Here is a 21,592-nt window from a genome sequence, read left to right on the forward strand (position 1 = left end):
ATTCGGGGTAAGGGGTTGCGCCTCCGCCCCTCTGCCCGCATCTGGCACAGATGCCCGTCTCGCCCAGCTATCGCCCCGATCCGCGCTTCATGGCGATGGGTCCGGATTTCGCCGATCCGGTCCTGCCGGCCAACTTCCCGCAGACCATCACCCGCTGGCGCAACCAGCGGTCCGCCGAGACAGTCGGGCTGGGCGAGCTGACCGAAGCGGAGTGGACCGCCCATTTCGGCCGGTTCCAGCCCTTGCCGGACAATCAGCCTGGGCCGCTGGCCATGCGCTATCACGGCCATCAGTTCCGCAGCTACAACCCCGACCTCGGCGACGGCCGCGGCTTCCTGTTCGCCCAGCTCCGGGAAGCAGGCTCGGATCGGCTACTCGACCTGGCCACCAAGGGCTCGGGCCAGACCCCCTGGTCCCGAAGTGGCGATGGCCGGCTGACCCTCAAGGGTGGGGTGCGGGAGATCCTGGCCGCCAACATGCTGGAGGCGCTGGGCGTCCCGACCAGCCGGGCCTTTTCGCTGATCGAGACCGGCGAGGATCTGGTCCGGGGCGATGAGCCCAGCCCGACCCGTTCGGCGGTGCTGGTCCGGCTCAGCCACAGCCACATCCGCTTCGGCAGCTTCCAGCGCCACGCCTTCCTGGGCCGCGCCGACAACATCCAAAAGCTGGTCGACCACGCGGTTGAGACCTACTACCCGGGCCTGGCCGACGCCCCGGACCGGGCCAGCGCCCTGCTCGGCGCGGCGGTCCTGCGCACCGCCAATCTGGCCGGCCGCTGGATGGCGGCGGGCTTCGTGCATGGCGTGCTGAACACCGACAACATGGTGATCACCGGCGAGAGCTTCGACTACGGCCCCTGGCGGTTCCTGCCGCGCAACGACCCTAACTTCACCGCCGCCTATTTCGACGAGAGCGGCCTCTACAGCTTCGGCCGCCAGCCCGAGGCGGCCTTCTGGAATCTGCAGCAGCTGGCCGGCTGCCTGACCCTGGTCAGCGAGAGCGAGCGGCTGGTCGAGGCGATCAACGGCTTCGGACCCGCCTATCGCGAGGGCCTGAAGACCGCGATGCTGACCCGGCTGGGGGTGAAGCCGCGCTCGCCCGACGAGGATGTTGACCTGGTCAACGCTGGCTTCCGGGCGCTGGCCGAAGGCGGCGAGGCCGTGCGCTGGGAGCCGTTCTTCTTCGACTGGTTCTGCGGCGGCGAGCGGGCGATGGCCGGGGCCCGCGCCGGGGCCTATGGCGGCGAGGCGGCTGCGGAGTTCCGGCGGCGGCTGGCCGAATTCGAGCCGGACCGGCCAGAGCGCCTGGCCCATCCGATGTTCCAGGCCGACGAGCCCGAAGAGATGCTGATCGACGAGGTCGAGGCGCTGTGGGCGCCGATCGCCGAGGCCGATGACTGGGGGCCGCTGAACGCCAAGCTGGCGCGGATCGAGGCGGCGCGGCAGGCCTGGGGCATCTCCGCTACCTGATCACCCTCATGCACACGGGCGTACAAGCGAAAGCCGCCGTCCGGTGCGGGACGGCGGCTTCAAGCCGAATACCTGAGAGGATCAGGCCGCGACGGCGGCTTCCTGGCCGGCCAGGGCCCGGGTCAGGGCCAGCACCGCGCCGCGGGTGCGCGAATCGGGCAGGGCCGAAAAGGCTTCCAGCAGTTCGAAGGCCTTGGGCGAGGCGAGCTGACGGATGGCCACCGACTTGGCGGCGCGATCCTGGTCTTCTTCACCCAGCAGGAAGGCGGCCGAGCATTCCAGCTTCTCGGCGGTGCGGATCAGCATCGAAGCCGAGATGCGATTGACGCCCTTCTCGTACTTCTGGACCTGTTGGAAGGTCAGGTTGAGATGCTTGGCCAGTTGCTGCTGGCTGATGCCCAGAGTCTTGCGACGCAGACGAATCCGGGCGCCGACTTCGATGTCGAGAGGGTCGGGACCGATCTGGTCTTCAATGCGCGCCAATTCCAAGCTCCTTCTTCGCTGTCCCCGCAGGTCCAGTAATGCACCGGGAAAGTCCAACTTTGAAGTGCGATTCTGCGCTCAGGAGCTAGAAAATAGCAAGAGAGAGCGCGCCTGGCGAGAGGCGGCCTAACGCCGCGGTTGCAGGGTAATCTTTACCTGCCGAGACGAGAATTACCCGTCTTGAGTAATCCCGTTACGCGAGTCGATACTATTCGAGGGCTTGCAACCTTTGGCATCGAACCAGCAGTTCTTGCAGCAGCCGGTCCTGAATCGACAACAACCCCACGGCGGTTTCATGACGTTTGCGGTCGGCGGGGGCGGGGGGCGCGGCGCTGAGCAGCTCGCCCAGATCGATGGCCTGAATCAAGGCCAGGCTCTCGATCAGCCCCTCGGCGATCTGGGTCACCTGCTCGTGGATATGGGCCATGTCCGGGCCCGTTTCGACCACCGCGGGCAGGCCGCCGGCGGCCGGCGGGGTGGCGCGGGGGAAGGGGGTGACAGATGAGGGCGGGTCTCTGCGGGAAGCCATGGGGTCGCCTTGAGTCTAGTGGGGATTGGTGGCGCCGCGCGCCACGGACTGGTCCAGGACGCCGGGCTGGTCCCAGGCCCCGTCGGGGCGAAGCAGCATCAGCGGGTCGGCGTCGATCGACAGGGCGCCCGGCGGCGGAGTCAGCCGGCGCTCGACCTCGACATATTCGTGGTCTGAGAAGACGAAGCTGGGCCGGCCGGGCCGGGCGGTGAGACCGGCGTTGCGCTCCCAGAAGTCGACCAGCCGCGCCTGGGCGTGACCCAGGATGCGCCGATAACCCCGGCGGGCGGCCAGGTCGCAGGCATATTGCAGCAGCCTGGCGCCCAGGGCGTGGGCCCGGAAGCGGGGCAGGACGGCGGCCCGCTCGACCTTGGCGAAGTCGGCGAACCAGCGGATGCGCAGCGTGCCGGCCGCCGCGCCGTCGACCCGCACGATCAGATGGGTCGAGGCCGAGAAGTCGTTGCCGTCGTACTCCTCCTCGAGCGGGCAATCCTGCTCGCCGACATAGATGGCCCCGCGCAGGGCGATGGCGGCCATGATATCGTCCAGCCCCCGGGCCACCTCGACCACGATCTGGCCGGCGGCCAACCGGCCGGGACGCGGATCCACATGAGCGTTCACGCCGCGTGATCCAGTTCGGTCTCGCCCGGCTTGCTTTCAAGCGGGCGCGGCGGCGCCCACATCAGGTCGTCGTCGGGATAGCGCATGGGATGGAAGTTCATCCGCTCGGCGGCGATGCGCCGGCCGGCCGGCGTGGCCGAGCGGGCGAAGGTCGGCAGGCCGTTGGTGAACGGCCGGGTGGCCAGCAGCCCGTGGATCATCTGGCGGGCGGCGTCATGGTCGACCGTGGCTATGCCCCAGAACCACCAGGCGCCGACCCGTTCGCCCGGCCGGGCCAGCAGGTCCAGATCGGGGTCAAGGGCGTTGAACTGCCCCATCCACAGGTGGGGCATGGCCCGGGGGCTCATCGGCAGCATGCCGCTGTAGCCCCGCATGGCCTCGCCATGCCCCAGGCACAGGAAGGTCTGGCCGGTGCGGTCATGGCAGGCCTGCATGGCCTCCAGGCTGGCGGTGGTTCCGCCGATCAGCTCGCGGGTCAGCCGGACGATGGCCTCGTAGTCCGAAAGGTCCCGCGGTGGTTCCAGTTCGAACGGCGCGGCGGCCGCGTAGAGGCCCTTGGGATTCGCAAGAACGATAGGCGCATTGCCAGCCATGGTCGGACCTCCTCGACGGGTCGACCGATACTCAGCAGGTCTGTCGGCGGCGCGCTTGAGGGAAGTCGGCAAAGCCGACGTGCAGCTCTTGACCGCAAAGCCGGCAGTAATTCCACGTAATGTCCGTAGGCCCGGTTGTATTCGCTGTAGTACTCGCCTGCGACCCCGCGTCGGGGTGACGACATGCAACCTTTAACGTTAGGATAACCATCGCGTTGCAAGGGGGCTTGCGAGGGGACAAGGCGGCTATGTCAGGAACCACTGAGGTAAATCTGGAAAAGGGCTTCCGGCTCGACTGGAACGATGTTCGGGTGTTCCTGGCGGTCGGTCAGACGGGCAGCCTGTCGGCCGCCGGCCGGCTGCTGGGCATGCTGCCGTCCACCGTCAGCCGCCGGGTCGAGGACCTGGAGGGGCGGCTGGGGGCCCAGCTGATCCGCCGCTCGACCACCGGCGTGGTCCTGACCGACGCCGGGACCTGGCTGGTCGAGCAGACCGCCAGCATGGCCCGTACGATGGGCGCGGCCGAGCGGGCCCTGCGCGACATGGACCGGCAGAAGGGCGGCCGGGTCGGCCTGGCCGCGCCGGATGGGGTGGCGGCCTATGTGCTGATGCCCAAGCTGGTGGAATTCCGCCGCCAGCATCCGGACATCGAGCTGTCGCTGGACTGCGGCCTGTGGCCGGAATCGCCGCTGCTGGTCGATACCGATTTCAGCCTCGACTTCCAGGAGCAGGGGCCGGGCGACGTGGTCTCGACCCCCATCGCCACCATCCACTACGCCTTCTTCGCCTCGCCCGGCTACATCGAGGAATTCGGGGCGCCCCGCTCGCTGGCCGAGCTGGCCGACCATCGGCTGATCACCCATGTCGGCCACCGCCGCCAGCGCTCCGCCTGGCCCGGCCAGGCCAAGGCGCTGGACGAGCTGATCCGCCACCGCTTCGAGACCAACTCCAGCGCCGCCATGTATGTGGCCATGCAGCAGGGTGCGGGGGTCGGCTGCGTGCCGACCTACATGTCGGTCTATTCCAAGCAGGAACTGGTGATGCTGGACCTGCCGCCGCTGGCCGGCATCAAGCTGTGGCTGCGCCACCACCGGGCGGTGGCCCGCACCGGCCGCGCCCGGCAGGTCAAGCAGTGGCTGGAGAGCGTCTTCGACCCGGCGGTCAATCCGTGGTTCCGGGACGACTTCATCCATCCCGACCAGTTCGGCCTGGGCGCCGGAGCGGCGGCTGCCGGTCTGGCGGATGTCGGCTAGGGGCCTGACGCTCTAGCCCGGCGGTGTGAAGACGATCGGAATACGGACCTCTCCGCCTTCGACCGGCTCGCCATCGACCGTCTTGGGCCACATACGGAACTGGCTCGACATCCGAACCGCCGCCGGGCCGAAGTCCTGGTCGGGCGGCGTCTCCGAGACGACCTTGCAGTCCACAAGCCTGCCGTCCAGCGCGACCGTGCAGGCGATGACGGCGCGCCCGCCGATGTTCAGCCGCTGGGCCCGCTCCGGATAGTAGCGGGCGACATCGTCGCCGGTCGGCCGGCGGGACCAGTCAGGATTGGTCACGACCTGGCCGTCGGCGGACTTGAAGGGCTTGGGTCTGGGCGGTGGGGCGACGGCGATCGGCGGCGCCTCGGGGCGGGGGCGCGGACGATCCTCGGGCAGGGTGAGACGGCCGCTGGACGCCAGCCAGACCACGGCCCAGGCGCCGATCAGGCCGAAGGCCACCAGCCCCAGCGCGATCCTCAGCCCCCAGCGCGGTCCCTCGCCGTACTCGACCGGGTCGTTCATCGTGGGGCCGGCGCGGGGCGCAGCTGCGCCTCGGGCAGATAGCCCTCCTGCCCGCGGCGGGTGCGCACCGCCAGCCACCGCTCGTCATCGCGAGAGCGGCCCCAGGCAATGACCGGCGCGCCGGGCGGCAGCACGGCGACGGGATCCCAGGCCGGGCCCGGACCGCGTCGCAGGGTGACGCGCGTGACGTCCGGATCGAGCCGGACCCGGTAGCTCTGGGCGCGGGTGAAGGATTCCACGTCCGGATCCAGATAGCGGCGCAGGAAGGGGGCGGCGGCGATCGCCAGGGCCAGGACGATGCCCAGCGCCAGCCAGCCGGCGACCCGCTGGCGCGGCGGCGCGACCGCGGCGGCCGAGCGTCGAACCTTGCGGCTGGCCGGCCGCTGCATGGCCTGCGGCCGCGGCCGCGGCTCGCCCGGGACGAACGGCAGCTGGGGATAGAGCCGGCGCAGCTCGGCCACGTCGATGGTCAGCCGCTTGTCCTCGCCGCGCCCCAGCTTTCCGTCCTGGACCAGTTGCGCGATGACCTGGGGCTCGACCCCCGCCAGACGCGCGGCGTCGGCCAGGGGCAGCCTCACGGCTGGCTCCCATCCTGGCTCGACCAGCGTGTCCATTCGGCTCATGTCTCGCCCGTCCCCCGACTGGCTCTCTGAATAACGCTGAAAGGTGAGGAAGGGCGGCGGGACTGTCAATGCGACCGGTTCGCGGAGGGGAATCCGCCCAGGTCCAGTCGGCGTCAGTCCTGATAGTCCGGTTCGGGATTGGTCTTGCCGACCAGCGGCCGGATCAGGCCCTTCAGACGCTCGACGACACCGCGCCGGCGGCCCAGCAGCCGGGACTCATCGACACCCGGGAACCAGCCCGACGCCACCACGAAGCGGCGGACATGCGGGGTGGGCTGGCGGACCGTGACGCCGTGCAGGCTGTCATGGGTGTTGAGCATCAGGACCAGGGTGTTGGGGGCGTATTTGATGGTGGCGACCTCCTCCACCTGGCTGGGATCGGCCCGCATGGTCCAGGGATCGATCCTGGCCCCCTTCTTCCAGCGATAGATCGTCAGGTCGCCGCCCTCGGAGTCGTCACCCGGCTGGCGGACGTAGTAGAGGCCGACATAGGCCTTCCAGCGGTTGTCGACATGCGGGCCGCGCACGCTGGCCGGCGCGGTGACCGGCGTGTTCACCGCCACGGTGGCCCGGGCCAGGATGTCGGTGTCGGCGACCGGGCCCTTGAGCTGCAGCATCTGGGCCAGGCCCTCGCCCAGCAGTTCGGTGCGGATCCAGCGCTCACCCGGATGGCCGCCTTCCACCGTGGCCTTGGGAAAGAGATCGAAGACCTTGCGGGAGAAGTCCGGGGTGGTGTGGTCGGCCAGGAACTGTTTCCAGATCGGCGGGGCCTGATCGCTGGGCAGTTCCGTGGGGCCCCAGCTGGACATCAGGTTGAGGCGCTTGTTGTTGGCCTGCGCCAGCCCCGGGTCCAGCCCGTCCAGTCCCGGGAATGAGGCCGACAGCGCCTGATAGTAGTCGTCCGGCAGGGCGCCGCGCACGACGATGTAGGGGTAGGGGTCGTCGATGACCTGAGCCGGGTCGGCCCGGTCCAGGACGGTCGCGGTCTGGAAAGCAACCCGGCTCATCTAAAGCCCCTCTACATCGGCCTCGTTTTTCTTAAACGGCCCGTCGGCGCCAGACAATCGAGACTGGGCGTGAGCCGGTTGCCGGTGAAGCGCCCCAGGGCTAAGGGTCGGAATTCAGCGGGGAGCGTTCAGGCTGAAGTATCGCGCCGACATCGACGGCCTGCGGGCTGTGGCGGTCCTGCCGGTGGTGGCCTACCACGCCGGTTTCAGCCAGATCCCCGGCGGCTTCGTCGGGGTCGACGTGTTTTTCGTCATCTCCGGCTTCCTGATCAGCGGCATCGTCCAGGACGAGATCGAGGCGGGGCGGTTCTCGCTGATCTCGTTCTACGAGCGGCGGGTGCGCCGCATCCTGCCGGCCCTGTTCGTGATGATGGCGGCGGCGACGGCGGCGGCCATCTGGCTGCTGCTGCCGGCCGAACTGGTCGCCTACGGCCAGTCGCTGGCGGCGGCGACCCTGTCAGCCTCGAACGTCTGGTTCTGGCTCAAGACCGACTATTTCGACGAGATCGCCAGGCAGGCGCCGCTGCTGCACACCTGGTCGCTGGCGGTGGAGGAGCAGTTCTATCTGGTGCTTCCGGGCCTGCTGCTGCTGGCGCGGGGGACGTCGCGCCGGGTCCTCTGCTGGATCATCGGGGCGCTGGCCCTGGCCTCGCTGGCCTGGAGCGCCTTCAGCCTGACCTGGCAACCGGAGGCGGCCTACTACCTGCTGCCCAGCCGGGCCTGGGAGCTGGCCCTGGGGGCGCTGCTGGCCTTCGGTTTCCCGCCGGCCTCGCCGAACCGCTGGCTGCGGGAGGCGGCCGGGTTCGGCGGGCTGGCGGCCATCGCCTACGCCGTGCTGACCCTGACGGTGAAGACGCCCTTCCCGGGCCTGGCCGCCCTGGCGCCCTGCCTGGGGACGGCGGCGGTGCTGTGGGCGGGACAGGGCGGGGACAGCTGGGTCAGGCGGGTGATGAGTTTCCGGCCGCTGGTCTGGGTGGGGCTGATCTCCTACTCGCTCTATCTCTGGCACTGGCCGGTGATCGTCTTCCAGAACGCGGGGCTGCTGCTCGGCGACGACATCTCGCCCAAGCTTGAAAAGATGATCCTGGTCACGGTGTCGCTGGCCCTGGCCTGGGCGTCCTGGTGGTTTGTCGAGCGGCCGTTCCGTCAGCGCGGCGTCTTTGGCCGGCGAACGGTCTTCATCATGGCCGGCGTCGGCGCGGCGAGCCTGGTGCTTGTCGGGTTGGGACTCGCCTGGGCCCAGGGCCTGCCGGGCCGGCTGCCGGCTCACGCGGCCTGGACCGGGTCGTGGATCGGCTATGACCAGCGCGCCGCCTATCGCGAGGGGACCTGTTTCGTCACCGCCCGGGCCCGGCAGTCTTTCGATTACGACGGCTGCCTCAGCGGCGATCCCGGCCGGCCGACCTATCTGCTGATCGGCGACAGCCACGCGGCGGCCCTGTGGTCCGGCCTGGCCAAGGCCCTGCCGGACGCCAACGTGCTGCAGGCCACCAACGGCGGCTGCCGGCCGGTCTTCCCGTCAGCCTCGTCCGACAAGGGCTGCGCCGTCATGATGAACCGCCTGTTCGGGCGTTGGATTCCGGGCCGGCGGCTGGATGGGGTCTGGCTGGCTGGGCGATGGGGCGAGGCGGACCTCAAGTCCCTGTTCGAGACCGCTGAGGACCTCAAGGCCCAGGGCGTGAATGTGACGGTGATCGGTCCGTTGATCCGCTACGACAAGGTTTTGCCCCGGCTCCTGGTCCTGTCGGAACTGGACAACGATCCGGGCCTGCCCGCCCGCCATCGCCTGACCGAGATCCTGGCGCTGGATGCGCGGATGAAGACGATGGCCGCCCGGAGAGGGATCGAATACCTGTCACTTAACGACCTGATCTGCGACGCCAAGGCCTGCGTGACCCGCACGAAAGATGGCGTGCCGCTGCAGTTCGATGGCGGCCACCTGACCGGCGAAGGCTCGGCCCTGGTCGGCGCCCTTGCGGCCCCAAAACTGGTCGGGCCTTAGGGCTTTCTCAGCACCAGCATGAAGCTCTCGGCCGCCTGCTCGCCGGCGACCAGCCGGAACAGGGCCTGGCCGCCGCGCCACAGCACATGCAGCGGCGGGAAGATCTGGAAATAGCCGCTGTTCCAGAACACCCGTTCCTGCTCGATCTCCAGCCCATGCTCCCTGGCCAGCCGCTTGAACTGGGCGGGGGTGCAGTGGTTGTAGAAGGCCTTGAAGCCGCCCTTGCCGCCCTTGTCCGGCAGGGCGCCGAGCAGCTTTAGCTTGATCGCCTCGGGCAGGATCATGTTGAGGCGCGAGAAGGCGGCGTTGCGGCTGGGCTGGTAGATCACCGCCCGGCCGCCCGGTTTCAGCATCGAGGCGATGGCCCGCATCGAGGCGCGGTTGTCGGGCACATGCTCCAGGCAGCAATGCGAGACGACCAGGTCGGCCGAGCCGTCGCCCTCGAATTTGGTGAGATCGGCGACGATGGAGCGGTCATAGGCGCCGGGCGGGGCCGCCTTCAACTCCTCCGGGTCGATGTCCAGGCCCACCACGGTCATGCCGATCTCGGCCTTGCGCTGCGGGCTGATCATCGGGGTGCGGCCGCTGCCGATGTCCCAGACGGTCAGGCCGGGTTTCAGGAACGAGGGCAGGGTGTGGTTGCGGTATTCCCGCGAGCCCTCGACCTGCCAGTCCGCGGGCAGCAATCGGTCGAAAGCCTGGGACGACCGGCTGAGGGCGGCGGCGAGTGACATGGCGCGACCCTGCCGCAGCGCCGCGCCGGATGCAATGAAGGCCTTAGAGCTCGATTTCCAGTTCGCGCAGCTGGGCCATCAGCCGGCGCAGGTTGGCGTAGGTGTTCCAGGCGAACTGCATCCCCTCCGGGCTGGTCAGCACGGCCTGGGGGACGACCACGCCCTTGCGGCCGTCGCGGTTGCAGAGGTTCATGTCGACCAGCCGGTTGATGTAACGGCGGACCGTCTCGCGCGGGATGTTCAGCGACTCGGCGATGGCGCGGGCGGTGACGGGCACGCGGACGCTGTCCGGCGGCGGCTCGGCGCCGGCATAGGTCTTCGACAGCCGGGGATCGTCGGCGATGGGGCGGACATTGGCCTGCAGCACGGCCAGGTAGACCACCCCCAGCATCGGGTCGTTGTCGAAGGTCCGCGAGGTCAGCTCGACCTGGCGCAGCATGTAGTCGCCCGCCGCGCGCAGCACGAGCCGCACCTTGTTGAGATCGAAGTCTTCCACCTGCGCGCCACTCCCCGAAAAGCAGCGGCAAATTCATCGTAAACCCAAAACGGGGCAAGGCGGCGTTATGTCGCCTGGGGAGTCAGAGAGGCCAGGAGAACTTCAAGCCACCTTCAACCGTCATCGCCGGGCTTGTCCCGGCGACCCATAGACACCGGCAGTGACGGCTGGCGGCGGTCCGGTCCGAGAGCGCCTTGACGCGCCGAGTCTATGGATGGCCGGCACTTCGGCCGGCCATGACGAGATTGCGTTGAGGGGCTGTAGGGCTTGGGAGCCCGTTCTACAGACGGCTCTTGCGCCGGACGATATCCCTGCTCCCGGCCGGCAGGCTGATGATGTCGCCGTCCCGCGCGATCCACAGCGGCCCTTTGAAGATCCGGCGGCTGTCGCCCAGGAACGGGCCCTCCATGGCCTTGAGCGGCAGGGGCGGGATGATGTGAGTCAGCAACAGAGAGCGGGCGCCGGCCGTCTGGGCGATACGGGCGGCCTCCTCGGGCGGGGTGTGGTAGGACAGGATGTCGTTCATGATCTTGGCGACATTGTCCCGGTGGGCGTCCAACGCCGCCTGGCGCAGCATCAGCACCATCCTGGGCTCCAGGGCCTCGTGGATCAGCAGGTCGACGCCCCTGGACATCCGCCTAACCTCGGGACTGGGGGCGGTGTCGCCGCTGACCACCAGGCTGCGGCCCTTGTAGTCGAAGCGGTAGCCCACGGCCGGATTGGCCGGCTCGTGCTCGACCCTGAAGGCGGTGATCTTCAGCCCGCCCTGGTCGTAGACCACGACCTCGCCGCCCGCCACGGGCGCGGCGAAGACCTTGGCGGCATAGCCGGCCCCGGCCGGCGGCGCGACGGCGACGCCGTGGTGCTTGGTGCGATAGCCGTTGTCGATGACATAGGCCTCGTTGAAGCCCGCCGCGATGCGCTGCACGCCCTCGACGCCATAGAGCGGGATGGGCTCGGGGCGCGAGCCGCCCACCCAGCGCTGCACGGAAAGGCCGCCCAGGCCGTCGATATGGTCGGAGTGGAAGTGGGTCAGCAGCACGCCGTCGACGTCGCCGGGCCGCAGCCCCATCCGGGCCAGGGTCTCGGTGGAATTCTCGCCGACATCGACCATGAACACCCGGCCGCCGGCCACCACCGCCAGGCAGGGGCCGTTGCGGTCGCCGTCGGTCATCGGCGAGCCCGAGCCGCAGACCAGGGCGTTCAGGCCGTCCGGCAGTTCCTTTTTCAGGTCGGCGGCCATGTTGCGCTCGGCCATGGCCGCGACGATGCGCAGGGCGATCGGTCCCCGGAAGGCGAAGGCGACACCCAGCACGACAACGATCAGAGCGGCGAGGCCGATGAGCAGGCGTTTGATCACTTGGAACTCCGGGCCGTGAGGCCGCTCTGCTCGAGACGCCATTTGAACAGGTCGAAACGATCCTGCCCGAAGAAGGGCTCGCCGTTGAAAACGATGAGGGGCACGCCGTAGTGGCCGCCCTGGCGCTGGTCGACCTGGCTGGTCGCGATGATGGCGTCCAGCCGCTCGGCCTGCTGAGTCGCGGCCGGGTCGAGGGCCGCCAGATCCAGCCCGGCCCGGGCCGTGGCCTGCGCTATATGGTCGCCGGCCGTCCAGTCGTCGGTGGAGCCGCCCCAGATCAATCGGCTGATCTCATCCAGGAAGGCCAGGCCCTTGCCCTGCTCGGCCGCCAGCACGCCCAGCCGGGTCAGGCGGTGGATATAGGGCTGGTCTTCGGGCGCGGCGTAGCGGCCGGTTTCGGGGTTGCGGCTGACCGGGTCGGGGCGGGGCCAGCGGAAGGGCAGGTCGAGATATTTGGCCACGCGGTGGCAATCCACCGCGAAATAGCTGAACCAGAGCGGGTCCTGATTGTCGAAAAACTCGGCGCTGCGCACCGCGATCGGCAGCACCGGCCGCACATTGCACGTGATGTCGTACTCGGCCTCCAGGGCCACGAGCCGCGGTGTCAGCAGATAGGAATAGGGCGAACGAAAGGACCAGTAGAGGTCGTAGCTGAGCGTCATCGAGCGTTCCGGCGAGGCCTTTAAGGTATTGGCAGTCAGAATGTCATTATTGACAGGGGGCGGTCAATTCCCAAGGATACCCCCATGTCGACCGAATTCGCCTCCGTTCTGCCCGAGCCCGCCCAGACCGATGGCCGGCGGCGGCGCGCCGACGTCAACCGGCAGCGGATCGTGGACGCGATGATGGCCCTGGTGCGCGAGGGCGAGACCTGGCCCTCGGCCGAGGCCGTGGCGTCGCGGGCCGGGGTCGGCCTGCGCACGGTGTTCCGGCTGTTCAGCGACATGGACGGCCTCTATCGCGAAATGCACGCGGTGATGATCGAGCGGCTGACGCCGATCTTCCACGAGCCGCTGGGCGAGGGGGACTGGCGGTTCCGGCTGGGCGCGCTGATCGGCCGTCGCGCGCGGCTGTTCGAGGAGATGCTGCCGATCAAGTCGGCCGCCGACGCCCACCGCTACCAGTCGCCCTATCTGCAGGTCGAGCATGCGCAGCTGGTCACGGTGCTGCGGCAGATCCTGGTGTTCGTCGTGCCCGAGACGGTGCGGGCCGACACCATGCTGGTCGACGCCCTGGACCTGGCCCTGAGCTTCGAATCCTGGCGGCGGCTGCGCTACGACCAGAACCTGGACCCGGCCGGGGCCGAGGCGGTCATGCGCCGGCTGGCCGATGCCCTGGTGGCCGGCTACTGATCGGCTTTCCAGCCTAACTGATCGTCGTTCAGTTAAATGATCTGAATCAAAGCGCCCGCCGCGTCCGCCTCCCAACCTGCCGCAAAACAACATGGGGCAGGCGAGATGGCGCAGGTCGAGACATTGGAGCGTTCACCCAAGGCGGCGGCCTTGGAGCATTTCGACGTGCTGATCGTCGGGGCCGGAATTTCCGGCGTCGGCAGCGCCTATCACCTGCAGCAGCAATGCCCGGACCGCAGCTTCATCATTCTCGAAGCCCTCGAGAGCTTCGGCGGCACTTGGCTGACCCACAAGTATCCGGGCATACGGTCCGACAGCGACCTCTACACCTTCGGCTACCGCTTCAAGCCCTGGGTCGGCCCGCCCATCGCCACGGCCGAAGAGATTCTCTCCTACATGAACGAGGTGATCGAGGAGAACGATCTGGCCAGGCATATCCGCTACGGCCACCGCATCGTTTCGGCGACCTGGTCGAGCGCCGACAACCTCTGGACCATCAAGGCCGAGCGCCTCTCCGACAACCAGGTCCGGACGTTCACGGCCAACTTCCTGTGGATGTGCCAGGGCTACTATCGCCAGTCCCAGGGCTACACGCCCGACTGGCCCGGCATGGACCGCTACCAGGGCCGGATCGTCCACCCGCAGACCTGGCCGGAGGACCTGGACTACAAGGGCAAGTCGGTGATCATCATTGGCTCGGGGGCCACGGCGGCCACCCTGCTGCCCGCCATCGCCGACGACTGCAAGCACGTCACCCTGCTGCAGCGTTCGCCGACCTATTTCATCCCCGGCCGCAACGCCAACGAGCTGGCCGATCTGCTGCGCGAGCTCCAGGTCGACGAGGCCTGGATCCACGAGATCGTCCGCCGCAAGATCCTGTTCGACCAGGACCTCTTCACCCAGCGCTCGATCAAGGAGCCGGAGGTGGTCAAGGAGGAGCTGCTGGCCGGCGTCCGCGCCTTCCTGCCCGAGGAGGCGGTGCAGGCCCACTTCGTGCCGCGCTACCGCCCCTGGCGCCAGCGGATCGCCTTCGTACCCGACGGCGACCTGTTCCAGAGCGTCGTCAAGGGCAAGGCCTCGGTGGTCACCGACGAGATCGACGGCTTCACCGAGAAGGGCCTCAGGCTGAAATCCGGCCAGGAGCTGGAGGCCGACATCATCGTCACCGCCACCGGCTTCAACCTGAATGTCCTGGGCGACATCGAGTTCACCATCGACGGCAAGCCGCTGACCTTCGCCGACACGGTGACCTATCGCGGCATGATGTTCACCGGCATCCCCAACATGGTCTGGGTGTTCGGCTATTTCCGCGCCAGCTGGACGCTGCGGGCAGACATCATCGGCGACTTCGTCTGCCGGCTGCTCAATCACATGAAGGCCAGGGGCAAGAAGAAGGTCGTGGTCGAGATTCCACCCGAAGATCGCGGCATGGCGCTGCAATCCTGGATCGATCCGGAGAACTTCAATCCGGGCTACCTGATGCGCGGCATGCCATTGCTGCCCAAGCGCGGCGCCCGGCACGAATGGCAGCACACCCAGGACTACTGGAAGGAAAAGGACGAGTTGCCGCTGATCGATCTGGACGGCGCGGAATTCGTCTACGGCTGAGGGCGCTTCAGAGCCGGACCCGCACGCCCAGCAGTTCGGGGAAGAACTTCTGCTCGATGACCTTGGCCAGGTAGGGAACGCCGGGGGTGCCGCCGGTGCCCGACTTGAAGCCGATCACCCGCTCGACCGTCTTGAGATGGCCGAACCGCCAGAGTTGGAAATGGTATTCCAGGTCGACCAGCTTCTCGCCCAGTTCATACAGGTCCCAGTAGCGGTCCGGCTCGCGGTAGATCGCCGCCCAGGCCGCCTCGACCGTCTCCGAATAGGCGTAGGGCTGGGTGAAGTCCCGCTCCAGCCGATCGGCCGGAATCGCCAGGCCGCGGCGCGCCAGCAGCCGCAGGGTTTCGTCATAGAGGCTGGGAGCGGCGAGGTCGCGGCGCAGGACCGCCTGGATGGCGTCGTCGCCCTCGTGCACCTCGATCATGCCGGCGTTCTTGTTGCCCAGCAGGAACTCGATCTGCCGGTACTGGTCCGACTGGAAGCCCGAGCTGCCGCCCAGCGAGCCGCGCATCGTCGAATAGTCGGCCGGGGTCATGGTCGCCAGCACTTCCCAGGACTGGATCAGCTGGGTCTGGATGCGGCTGACCCGGGACAGCATCTTCAGGGCCGGGGAGACAACGTCGCTGGCGACATGGTCGCGCGCGGCCCGCAGCTCGTGCAGGCAGAGCTTCATCCAGATCTCGGAAGCCTGGTGGATGGAGATGAACAGCAGTTCGTCATGGGCCTGCGACAGCGGGGTCTGGCAGGCGAGCAGGTCGTCGAGGCGCAGATAGCTGCGATAGGTGATCGGGCCGGCCATGGGGTTAGCGCGACATCCAGGGCTTGGACTTGGAGGAGGAGGCGTGGGCCGCCGCCTGCTCGCGCTGGAAGCGCCCGCCGCGCGGCGGCTTGGGCTTCTTATCCAGGGCGGCCTGTTTCAGGCGCAGCGCCCGCTGGATGGGGGTCTCCCCGGGGGGAGCGTTGTCGATGGGATCGGCCATGCCCGCTTGTAGCGCCGCCCGCGCGGGATGTCGCCAGTCCGGGATGTCGCCAGTCGCGGCAACGCGAGTTTGGGCCCCGATCGAGCGCCGGACCATCCCCAGTCCATGTGATTGTCGCGCAGCCCGCCCGCGGCGACCTTCGAGCTGTTGAAGTCTCACTGGGAGGTCGGGATGCGTGGATTGACGAAGATGGGCCTGGCGGCGGCGGCGCTGGGGCTTGGGACGCTGGGGGCCGGCGCGGCGGGCGCGCAGGATTTCGGGAGCAACGGCCTTCGCCAGGCCGGCGCCGAGGGCCAGAGCGTGGCGCTGCGCTGGAGCCTGCCGCTGGGCGTTCCGAAGGCGCAGGCCGCGCCCAAGGTAGCGCTGCGGTTCTCGCAGACCGGCGATGAGGGCCAGGTGCGCAGCCTGGACCTGGCCAGCCTGTCGTTCGGCCAGGGGGGCGCCCCGCGGATCTCGACGCCGTTCGCTTTGAACGCCGCCGACGATGGCGATGGCGGCTGGTTCGAGCCGACCAGCCACAAGGTGCTGTTCGCGGTCGGCGCGGGGCTGGTGATCTGGGGTGTCGTGGAGGCGACGCAGGACGACGACAACCCGCCGCCCTCGCCGCCGCCGCCCCCGCCGCCGACCTAGGCGGCCAAGGGTGGCGCTGACCGCGCCGGCGGCTATGCTGTCGGCGCGGGACGGAGGGCAATGGAGTGGCGACGGCTGAGAAACGGGCGCGCGTGGCGATCATCGAGGACGACCCCGTCCTGCGCGATGAACTGGCCTACGCGGTCGGCCAGGCGCCGGACCTCGAGGTCATCGGCGTCGCCGACTGCCTGACGGCCGGCCGCGAGCTGCTGGCGCGAGGCGTCGACGTGCTGCTGATCGACCTGGCCCTGCCCGACGGCAACGGGGTGGAGCTGATCCGTGAGATCGACGGCCGCACCGATGGGATCAAGGTCATCGTCATCAGCGTGTTCGGCGACGCCCAGAGCGTCGTGCGTTCCATCGAGGCCGGGGCCGCCGGCTATCTGCTGAAAGGCGCCAAGCCCGCAGAGGCGGCCGAGGCCATCCGCACCGTCCTGGACGGCGGCGCGCCGATCAGCCCCTCTGTGGCCAACCACATCCTGGCCCGGATGCGCCGGCCCCCCGACGCCCCGATGACCGGCGGCCCGGCCCTGTCGCGACGCGAGATCGCGGTGCTGACCGACCTGGCCAAGGGCTTCCGCTACAAGGAAGTGGCCCGGCTGCAGGGCATCTCGCCCAACACGGTCGGCGACCATGTGAAGTCGATCTATCGCAAGCTGGCGGTGAACTCGCGCGGCGAGGCGGTGTTCGAGGCCGTCCAGGCCGGCCTGATCCGGTTCAAGGACTGATGCCCCAACCTTTTGCGGTAGGGCGCTGGCTGCTGGCGGCGGTCATCATCGGCCTGCAGATCCTGCTCAGTGGCCTGCTGCTCTGGGCCAACCTGACAGCCGAGAACGCGCCCGGCCGGCTGATCGCCTCGGCCGGCCTGGTGTCCGGGACCGGCGTCACCCCGACCGCTCTGCCCGTCGGCCGCTGCTGCGCCGCCACCCCGCTGGTCTTCCGCGTCCCGCTCACAGCCGCCGACATGGGCCTTGCCGACCCCGCCCTGCTGATCAGCAGCGCCCAGGACAACGCCTGGCTCTATGTCGATGGCCGCCTGGTCGCCGGCCAGGGGCGGGCCGACACCGTCCTCAGCCGCCGCCCGCTGCTGCTGCGCATCCCACGCGAGGACTTCCGACCCGGCGCGCGCATCGACCTGGTGGTCACGCGCGCGGTCGGCTTCGGCCATCTGCGGCCGTTCCACCTGGGCGAATACCGGGCCCTCTATCCCTCCTTCCTGGCCCTGCGGTTCCTGCGGTCGGACCTGCCCCTGACCAATGCGATCATCGGGGCCTTCGTGGCCGCCTTCTGCTTCTGCGCCGCGCCGCTGTTCGGCGCCCGGGGCCTGCTGCTGTCGCTGGCGGGCCTGAGCGCCGGCTGGGCGCTGCAGCATGTCGGGCTGATGATGACCGACCCGCCCTGGGGGCCGGTGGCCAATGGCGGGCTCTATATGGCCGCCTTCCTGGCGACCCTGGCCTTCCTCGTCTGGTTCTTCGTGGAATGGACCTCGGTCCTGGCCCCGCCCGAGACCGGGCCCGGGCGAGGCTGGATCACCGGGGTCTGGGACGCTGGGTCCCGCCAGCGCCTGGGATGGCTGGTGCTCTTCCTGTGCGGGATGGGCGTCGCCCTGATCGCCGCGCGGCTGCAGTTCGATCCCGCCGTCGGCCTGCAGGACATCGACCGGATCATCGGCTGGCTGGGCCTGGCGACGCTGGCCTTCTGCCTGACCCGCCTCGTCGCCTACTACCTGAGCGGCGGGGGCCGCGATCCCATCGAGGCCTCGGCCTTCATCTTCGTGCTGCTGGCGGCGGTCGCCGACATCGCCACCGTCCGTTTCATCAAGAGCTACGGCATCTTCCTCAGCGCGGCGGTGACCTTCTTCCCGCTGGCCCTGCTGCTCTCGCTGGCCGTTCGCGCCCGGGGCGTGTTCGAGGCCGCCACCGCCACCGCCGACAAGCTGAACCTGCTGGTGGCGGAACGGGAGCGGGAAATCCTGGGTGGTCTCAAGGACCGCCAGCGACACGAGCGCGAGGCCCTGCTGCTGGAGGAACGGGCCCGCATCATGCGCGACATGCATGACGGCCTGGGCGGCCAGCTGCTGGGCCTGGTCATGCGGGCCAGGGCCAACCGGCTGACCGGCCCGGCCCTGGTCGACGGCCTGGAGCAGAGCCTGGACGACCTGCGCATGGTGGTGGGTTCGCTCGAGCAGAGCGAGGGCTCGCTGGCCGCGGCCCTCGGCGCCTTCCGCGCCCAGATCGAGCCGCGCTGCGAGGCGGCCGGCGCGACCCTGGTCTGGCGGATCGAGGACGTCGGCCGGATCGCGGGCCTGGGTCCCGACCGCACCCTGCAGATCTACCGCATCCTGCAGGAGGCCTGCACCAACGCCCTGCGGCACGGCAAGCCCGACCGCATCGAGGTGCGGCTGCAGCGCACGGCGGGCCAGGGCATCGTGCTGTCGCTGGAGGACAATGGCCGGGGCTTCGAACCTGCCACTGTCGCGGCCGGCCGGGGCCTGGCCAACATGCGCCGCCGGGCCGAGCTGATCGGCGTCATGCTGGCCATCGAGTCCGGAGCGGACGGATCGAGTGTCACCCTGACCATCCCCCCCGACGCCTGGCGCGAGGACGGTTGAGGCGACGTCAAGGAAGCTTTGGGTTATCCTGCCGGGGCGCTCACGGAGGGGTCACCATGACCAGTGACAGGTTCTACCACGACGGCAGCCGCGCCCTGCAGGACCGCTTCGAAAGCCGACGCATTGCCGATCGTCTCGAGCAGCTGAAGCGAACCGCCTTCACCGAGGACGACAAGACCTTCATCGAGAGCGCCATCTACTTTTTCCTCTCGACCGCCGACCATGAGGGGCAGCCGGATTGCTCATTCAAGGGCGGTCCCGCCGGTTTCGTCCAGGTCACCGGCCCGTCGGAACTGGCCTTCCCGGACTACGATGGCAACGGCATGTTCAGGAGCCTGGGCAACATCGAGGTCAATCCGAATGTGGCGCTGCTGTTCATCGCCCTGCACGGGGCGCCGCGGCGGCTGCGGGTGAACGGGATCGCCCGCATCGACCGGGATGGTCCGCTCCTGGGGAGCACCGTCGGCGCGCAGATGATCGTCCGCGTCGAGGCGCGCGCCATTTTTCCCAACTGTCCGCGCTATATTCCGAGCCTGGAGCTGGCCCAGCCCTCGCCCTACATCCCGGTGGCGGGCCACGATCCGGTCGAGCCGGCCTGGAAGGGTTTCGACGTCTTCAAGGACGACGTCCATCCGCGCCAGCCGACGTTCAAGGGCTAGGACGAGTGGCGACCCGGGAGGGACTCGAACCCCCGACCTTAGCTTTAGGAAAGCTCTGCTCTATCCGGCTGAGCTACCGGGCCACGCGGGGCGACTGGTAGCCCAAAACCGCGGGGCTAGACCAGCCCCGCCCTAAACCAATCCTGAGAGGGCCTCGTCGCCGACCTCGGCGCGGATGGCCTCGCGCAGGCGGCCCAGGGCCTGCTGCTCGATCTGCCGGACCCGCTCCTTGGAGACGCCCATCTGCGCGCCCAGCGCCTCGAGGGTGCAGGGCTCCTCGGACAGGCGGCGGGCCTGGATGATCTCGCGTTCGCGGGGCGTCAGGGTCTTGAGGGCCAGGGCCAGCACCCGCTCACGGGTCTGGCCGTCGAGGTGGTCGCTGACCTGTTGCTCGGGACTGCCGGCCTCGTCGACGATCAGGTCCTGCCAGCTTTCGGCGGAATCGTCGCTGATCGGGGTGGAGAGCGAGCGGTCGCCGGCGGCCAGCCGCATCGCCATGCTGGCGACCTCGTCTTCCTCGACGCCCAGCTCGACAGCGATGGCCTGGCGTTGGTCGGGAGTCAGCGAGCCCTCCAGCGCCCCCAGCCGGGCCCGCAGGCGGCGCAGGTTGAAGAACAGGCTCTTGCCGGCCGCCGTCGGGGCGGCGCGGACGATCGACCAGTTGCGCATGACATAGTCCTGCATGGCCGCCCGGATCCACCAGCCGGCATAGGTCGAGAACCGCACCGCCCGGCTCGGCTCGAAACGCTCGGCCGCCTGCATCAGGCCCACCGCGCCCTCCTGCACCAGGTCGCTCATCGGCAGGCCATAGGCGCGGAAGCGGCTGGCCATGGCGATGACCAGCCGCATGTAGGCCTCGGTCAGTTCGTGCAGCGCCCCGTCGTCGCCGGCCTCGCGCCAGCGCACGGCCAGGTCCTGCTCGTGGTCGGCGCTGAGCAGCGGCGCGCGCATGGCCCGGCGGATGAAGCGCCGGTCTGCGGTATCGCTGGTGATCGGCTCGGCCACGGGCGGCTCGCTCCAAAGGGTTTAACCCTGGCGATACGCAGCGTTCGCCGCCCTGGATCACTCCCCGGGGGCGAGGGCCTTGATCGAGAGGGCGTGGACCGGCCCGGCCAACAGGTCGGCCAGGGCGGTGTTGACCGCCCGCTGGCGGGCCACCCGCGACTGGCCGGCGAAGGCCGCGGCCTCAATGGTGACGGTGAAGTGGCTCTCGCCACCCTCCCGCGCCCCGGCATGGCCGGCATGGCGGTCGCTGTCGTCAACGACCTCCAGCCGGGTGGGCTGCAGCGCGTCGGTCAACTTTTGGCGGATGGCGGTAATTATGGGGCCCATTGGCGCAATGTTCAATTCTTGAATGAGAAGGGTTTCGCCCCATACTTCGGCTCATGCCCGGCGCCTTTCAATACCGTCCGAAATTCGTGGACATCCGCGTCCGCCCCCCCAAGCCGGAGGAGGAGGAAGCGGCGGCTAAGGCTGACGTCTTCACGCTCAAGCCCGGCGAGCGGCCCTGCGAGCATGCCGACTGCCGGCTGGCCGCCACCGCCAAGGCCCCCAAGTCGCGCGAGCGCATGCACGAGCACTACTGGTTCTGCCAGGCCCACGCGGCCGAGTACAACAAGTCGTGGAACTTCTTCGCCGGCATGAACGACGAGCAGATCATCAAGGCTCAGGCCGAGCGCGCCACCGGCGAGCGGCCGACCTGGAGCTTCAAGGCCTCCAACCGCTCCCGCGAGGCGGCGGCCCAGGCCAAGGGGCCGATGGGCTGGGCCGATCCGTTCAGCCTGTTCGGCTTCGGCAAGGGCGGGGGCCAGGAGCGGCAGGCGCCGGAGAACGCCCGCCACCTGGGCAAAATGGAACGCAACGCCCTGGCCGACCTGGATCTGCAGGAATCGGCGCTGGGGCCGGAAATCCGCGCCCGCTACACCGAGCTGGTCAAGCGCTGCCACCCCGACGCCAACGGCGGCGACCGCTCGGCCGAGAACCGGCTGCAGCGGGTGATCAAGGCGTTCAAGACCCTGCGCAAAGCCGGGATGGTCTGAACCGCTAATTGG

General features: G+C 69.1%; 25 protein-coding genes and 1 tRNA gene. 10 read left to right on the plus strand and 16 right to left on the minus strand.

Translation table 11 applies throughout. The features are described from left to right. The first annotated feature begins 50 nt into the window (after positions 1 to 50). Positions 51 to 1,469, plus strand: coding sequence for a protein adenylyltransferase SelO (locus QO010_RS09995; RefSeq protein ID WP_370873738.1), 1,419 nt, complete (start codon positions 51 to 53; stop codon positions 1,467 to 1,469). Between the two features lie 81 nt (positions 1,470 to 1,550). Here the strand turns inward: QO010_RS09995 and QO010_RS10000 are convergent, their stop codons facing one another. From QO010_RS10000 to QO010_RS10015, 4 genes are all read right to left on the minus strand, one after another. After that, entirely contained in the window at positions 1,551 to 1,952 is a 402-nt protein-coding gene (locus QO010_RS10000; RefSeq protein WP_307348735.1) for a helix-turn-helix domain-containing protein, read from the minus strand. 208 nt (positions 1,953 to 2,160) lie between these two features. Then, a complete protein-coding gene (locus QO010_RS10005; protein ID WP_307348737.1) occupies positions 2,161 to 2,481 on the minus strand; it encodes a hypothetical protein in 321 nt (106 codons plus the stop codon). Positions 2,482 to 2,496: 15 nt separating this feature from the next. After that, on the minus strand, positions 2,497 to 3,102 hold the full coding sequence (locus QO010_RS10010) for a GNAT family N-acetyltransferase (protein ID WP_307348739.1): 606 nt from the start codon (positions 3,100 to 3,102) through the stop codon (positions 2,497 to 2,499). Next, the gene (locus tag QO010_RS10015; RefSeq protein ID WP_307348740.1) at positions 3,099 to 3,695 is read right to left on the minus strand and encodes a hypothetical protein; all 597 of its coding nucleotides are present in this window, start codon (positions 3,693 to 3,695) and stop codon (positions 3,099 to 3,101) included. Before QO010_RS10015 ends, QO010_RS10010 begins: the two co-directional genes overlap by 4 nt. Positions 3,696 to 3,943: 248 nt before the next feature. Here QO010_RS10015 and QO010_RS10020 point away from each other — a divergent pair, with 248 nt between their 5' ends. Next, complete coding sequence (locus QO010_RS10020; protein WP_307348742.1) at positions 3,944 to 4,948, plus strand: LysR family transcriptional regulator; 1,005 nt, start codon at positions 3,944 to 3,946, stop codon at positions 4,946 to 4,948. Positions 4,949 to 4,960: 12 nt separating this feature from the next. On the opposite strand, the gene QO010_RS10025 is transcribed toward QO010_RS10020, so the two are convergent. The 3 genes from QO010_RS10025 to QO010_RS10035 form a co-directional block, all read right to left on the minus strand. Continuing rightward, a complete protein-coding gene (locus QO010_RS10025; RefSeq protein WP_307348744.1) occupies positions 4,961 to 5,479 on the minus strand; it encodes an energy transducer TonB in 519 nt (172 codons plus the stop codon). Next, on the minus strand, positions 5,476 to 6,057 hold the full coding sequence (locus QO010_RS10030; RefSeq protein ID WP_307348745.1) for an SH3 domain-containing protein: 582 nt from the start codon (positions 6,055 to 6,057) through the stop codon (positions 5,476 to 5,478). The genes QO010_RS10025 and QO010_RS10030 overlap by 4 nt, the downstream gene beginning before the upstream one ends. Before the next feature lie 158 nt (positions 6,058 to 6,215). Next, on the minus strand, positions 6,216 to 7,109 hold the full coding sequence (locus QO010_RS10035; RefSeq protein WP_307348747.1) for a 2OG-Fe(II) oxygenase: 894 nt from the start codon (positions 7,107 to 7,109) through the stop codon (positions 6,216 to 6,218). 151 nt (positions 7,110 to 7,260) lie between these two features. On the opposite strand from QO010_RS10035, the gene QO010_RS10040 reads away from it, so the two are divergent. Further along, on the plus strand, positions 7,261 to 9,111 hold the full coding sequence (locus tag QO010_RS10040) for an acyltransferase family protein (RefSeq protein WP_307349300.1): 1,851 nt from the start codon (positions 7,261 to 7,263) through the stop codon (positions 9,109 to 9,111). Here QO010_RS10040 and QO010_RS10045 read toward each other — a convergent pair. The 4 genes from QO010_RS10045 to QO010_RS10060 all read right to left on the minus strand — a co-directional run bounded on the left by QO010_RS10045 (position 9,108) and on the right by QO010_RS10060 (position 12,363). Further along, complete coding sequence (locus QO010_RS10045) at positions 9,108 to 9,845, minus strand: class I SAM-dependent methyltransferase (RefSeq protein WP_307348748.1); 738 nt, start codon at positions 9,843 to 9,845, stop codon at positions 9,108 to 9,110. The genes QO010_RS10040 and QO010_RS10045 overlap by 4 nt on opposite strands. Positions 9,846 to 9,888: 43 nt before the next feature. Then, positions 9,889 to 10,341 (minus strand): winged helix-turn-helix transcriptional regulator, encoded by a 453-nt coding sequence (locus QO010_RS10050; RefSeq protein WP_307348750.1) that lies wholly within the window; start codon positions 10,339 to 10,341, stop codon positions 9,889 to 9,891. A 280-nt stretch (positions 10,342 to 10,621) separates the two neighbouring features. Further along, positions 10,622 to 11,701 carry an MBL fold metallo-hydrolase gene (locus QO010_RS10055; RefSeq protein WP_307348752.1) on the minus strand — a complete coding sequence of 360 codons (1,080 nt, stop codon included), beginning with the start codon at positions 11,699 to 11,701 and terminating at the stop codon, positions 10,622 to 10,624. Continuing rightward, entirely contained in the window at positions 11,698 to 12,363 is a 666-nt protein-coding gene (locus QO010_RS10060) for a 2-hydroxychromene-2-carboxylate isomerase (RefSeq protein ID WP_307348754.1), read from the minus strand. The genes QO010_RS10055 and QO010_RS10060 overlap by 4 nt, the downstream gene beginning before the upstream one ends. Before the next feature lie 84 nt (positions 12,364 to 12,447). Here QO010_RS10060 and QO010_RS10065 point away from each other — a divergent pair, with 84 nt between their 5' ends. Both QO010_RS10065 and QO010_RS10070 read left to right on the plus strand, forming a co-directional pair. Further along, positions 12,448 to 13,053 (plus strand): TetR/AcrR family transcriptional regulator, encoded by a 606-nt coding sequence (locus tag QO010_RS10065; protein ID WP_307348756.1) that lies wholly within the window; start codon positions 12,448 to 12,450, stop codon positions 13,051 to 13,053. Positions 13,054 to 13,158: 105 nt separating this feature from the next. Further along, positions 13,159 to 14,661 carry a flavin-containing monooxygenase gene (locus QO010_RS10070; RefSeq protein WP_307348758.1) on the plus strand — a complete coding sequence of 501 codons (1,503 nt, stop codon included), beginning with the start codon at positions 13,159 to 13,161 and terminating at the stop codon, positions 14,659 to 14,661. A gap of 7 nt (positions 14,662 to 14,668) precedes the next feature. On the opposite strand, the gene QO010_RS10075 is transcribed toward QO010_RS10070, so the two are convergent. Together QO010_RS10075 and QO010_RS10080 are read right to left on the minus strand one after the other, a co-directional pair. Further along, on the minus strand, positions 14,669 to 15,460 hold the full coding sequence (locus QO010_RS10075) for a tryptophan 2,3-dioxygenase (protein ID WP_307348759.1): 792 nt from the start codon (positions 15,458 to 15,460) through the stop codon (positions 14,669 to 14,671). 4 nt (positions 15,461 to 15,464) lie between these two features. Further along, positions 15,465 to 15,641, minus strand: a complete 177-nt coding sequence (locus QO010_RS10080) for a hypothetical protein (protein ID WP_307348761.1) — start codon at positions 15,639 to 15,641, stop codon at positions 15,465 to 15,467. A 171-nt stretch (positions 15,642 to 15,812) separates the two neighbouring features. Here QO010_RS10080 and QO010_RS10085 point away from each other — a divergent pair, with 171 nt between their 5' ends. The 4 genes from QO010_RS10085 (at position 15,813) to QO010_RS10100 (ending at position 19,541) form a co-directional block, all read left to right on the plus strand. Continuing rightward, positions 15,813 to 16,271 (plus strand): hypothetical protein, encoded by a 459-nt coding sequence (locus QO010_RS10085; protein WP_307348763.1) that lies wholly within the window; start codon positions 15,813 to 15,815, stop codon positions 16,269 to 16,271. Positions 16,272 to 16,363: 92 nt separating this feature from the next. Further along, a complete protein-coding gene (locus QO010_RS10090; RefSeq protein ID WP_307348765.1) occupies positions 16,364 to 16,999 on the plus strand; it encodes a response regulator in 636 nt (211 codons plus the stop codon). Then, positions 16,999 to 18,882: a sensor histidine kinase gene (locus QO010_RS10095; RefSeq protein ID WP_307348767.1), complete on the plus strand. Its 1,884-nt coding sequence runs from the start codon at positions 16,999 to 17,001 to the stop codon at positions 18,880 to 18,882. The genes QO010_RS10090 and QO010_RS10095 overlap by 1 nt, the downstream gene beginning before the upstream one ends. A gap of 56 nt (positions 18,883 to 18,938) precedes the next feature. Further along, positions 18,939 to 19,541 carry a pyridoxamine 5'-phosphate oxidase family protein gene (locus QO010_RS10100; RefSeq protein ID WP_307348769.1) on the plus strand — a complete coding sequence of 201 codons (603 nt, stop codon included), beginning with the start codon at positions 18,939 to 18,941 and terminating at the stop codon, positions 19,539 to 19,541. Between the two features lie 6 nt (positions 19,542 to 19,547). Here QO010_RS10100 and QO010_RS10105 read toward each other — a convergent pair. From QO010_RS10105 to QO010_RS10115, 3 genes are all read right to left on the minus strand, one after another. Continuing rightward, positions 19,548 to 19,624 (minus strand) — tRNA-Arg (locus QO010_RS10105). Between the two features lie 49 nt (positions 19,625 to 19,673). After that, entirely contained in the window at positions 19,674 to 20,546 is an 873-nt protein-coding gene (locus QO010_RS10110) for an RNA polymerase factor sigma-32 (RefSeq protein ID WP_307348772.1), read from the minus strand. 57 nt (positions 20,547 to 20,603) lie between these two features. Further along, positions 20,604 to 20,873: a BolA family protein gene (locus tag QO010_RS10115; protein WP_307348774.1), complete on the minus strand. Its 270-nt coding sequence runs from the start codon at positions 20,871 to 20,873 to the stop codon at positions 20,604 to 20,606. 53 nt (positions 20,874 to 20,926) lie between these two features. On the opposite strand from QO010_RS10115, the gene QO010_RS10120 reads away from it, so the two are divergent. After that, on the plus strand, positions 20,927 to 21,580 hold the full coding sequence (locus tag QO010_RS10120; protein ID WP_307348776.1) for a J domain-containing protein: 654 nt from the start codon (positions 20,927 to 20,929) through the stop codon (positions 21,578 to 21,580). The last annotated feature ends 12 nt before the right edge of the window (positions 21,581 to 21,592 follow it).

The sequence above is a fragment of the Caulobacter ginsengisoli genome (assembly GCF_030814835.1).
Lineage (GTDB): Bacteria > Pseudomonadota > Alphaproteobacteria > Caulobacterales > Caulobacteraceae > Caulobacter > Caulobacter ginsengisoli.

Excerpts from the sequence above, each read along its gene's own strand:
- QO010_RS09995 (WP_370873738.1), top strand. The coding sequence starts at position 51 with ATGCCCGTCTCGCCCAGCTATCGCCCCGATCCGCGCTTCATGGCGATG.
- QO010_RS10005 (WP_307348737.1), bottom strand. The coding sequence starts at position 2,481 with ATGGCTTCCCGCAGAGACCCGCCCTCATCTGTCACCCCCTTCCCCCGC.
- QO010_RS10015 (WP_307348740.1), bottom strand. The coding sequence starts at position 3,695 with ATGGCTGGCAATGCGCCTATCGTTCTTGCGAATCCCAAGGGCCTCTAC.
- QO010_RS10020 (WP_307348742.1), top strand. The coding sequence starts at position 3,944 with ATGTCAGGAACCACTGAGGTAAATCTGGAAAAGGGCTTCCGGCTCGAC.
- QO010_RS10025 (WP_307348744.1), bottom strand. The coding sequence starts at position 5,479 with ATGAACGACCCGGTCGAGTACGGCGAGGGACCGCGCTGGGGGCTGAGG.
- QO010_RS10035 (WP_307348747.1), bottom strand. The coding sequence starts at position 7,109 with ATGAGCCGGGTTGCTTTCCAGACCGCGACCGTCCTGGACCGGGCCGAC.
- QO010_RS10045 (WP_307348748.1), bottom strand. The coding sequence starts at position 9,845 with ATGTCACTCGCCGCCGCCCTCAGCCGGTCGTCCCAGGCTTTCGACCGA.
- QO010_RS10060 (WP_307348754.1), bottom strand. The coding sequence starts at position 12,363 with ATGACGCTCAGCTACGACCTCTACTGGTCCTTTCGTTCGCCCTATTCC.
- QO010_RS10065 (WP_307348756.1), top strand. The coding sequence starts at position 12,448 with ATGTCGACCGAATTCGCCTCCGTTCTGCCCGAGCCCGCCCAGACCGAT.
- QO010_RS10070 (WP_307348758.1), top strand. The coding sequence starts at position 13,159 with ATGGCGCAGGTCGAGACATTGGAGCGTTCACCCAAGGCGGCGGCCTTG.
- QO010_RS10075 (WP_307348759.1), bottom strand. The coding sequence starts at position 15,460 with ATGGCCGGCCCGATCACCTATCGCAGCTATCTGCGCCTCGACGACCTG.
- QO010_RS10080 (WP_307348761.1), bottom strand. The coding sequence starts at position 15,641 with ATGGCCGATCCCATCGACAACGCTCCCCCCGGGGAGACCCCCATCCAG.
- QO010_RS10085 (WP_307348763.1), top strand. The coding sequence starts at position 15,813 with ATGCGTGGATTGACGAAGATGGGCCTGGCGGCGGCGGCGCTGGGGCTT.
- QO010_RS10095 (WP_307348767.1), top strand. The coding sequence starts at position 16,999 with ATGCCCCAACCTTTTGCGGTAGGGCGCTGGCTGCTGGCGGCGGTCATC.
- QO010_RS10100 (WP_307348769.1), top strand. The coding sequence starts at position 18,939 with ATGACCAGTGACAGGTTCTACCACGACGGCAGCCGCGCCCTGCAGGAC.
- QO010_RS10115 (WP_307348774.1), bottom strand. The coding sequence starts at position 20,873 with ATGGGCCCCATAATTACCGCCATCCGCCAAAAGTTGACCGACGCGCTG.
- QO010_RS10120 (WP_307348776.1), top strand. The coding sequence starts at position 20,927 with ATGCCCGGCGCCTTTCAATACCGTCCGAAATTCGTGGACATCCGCGTC.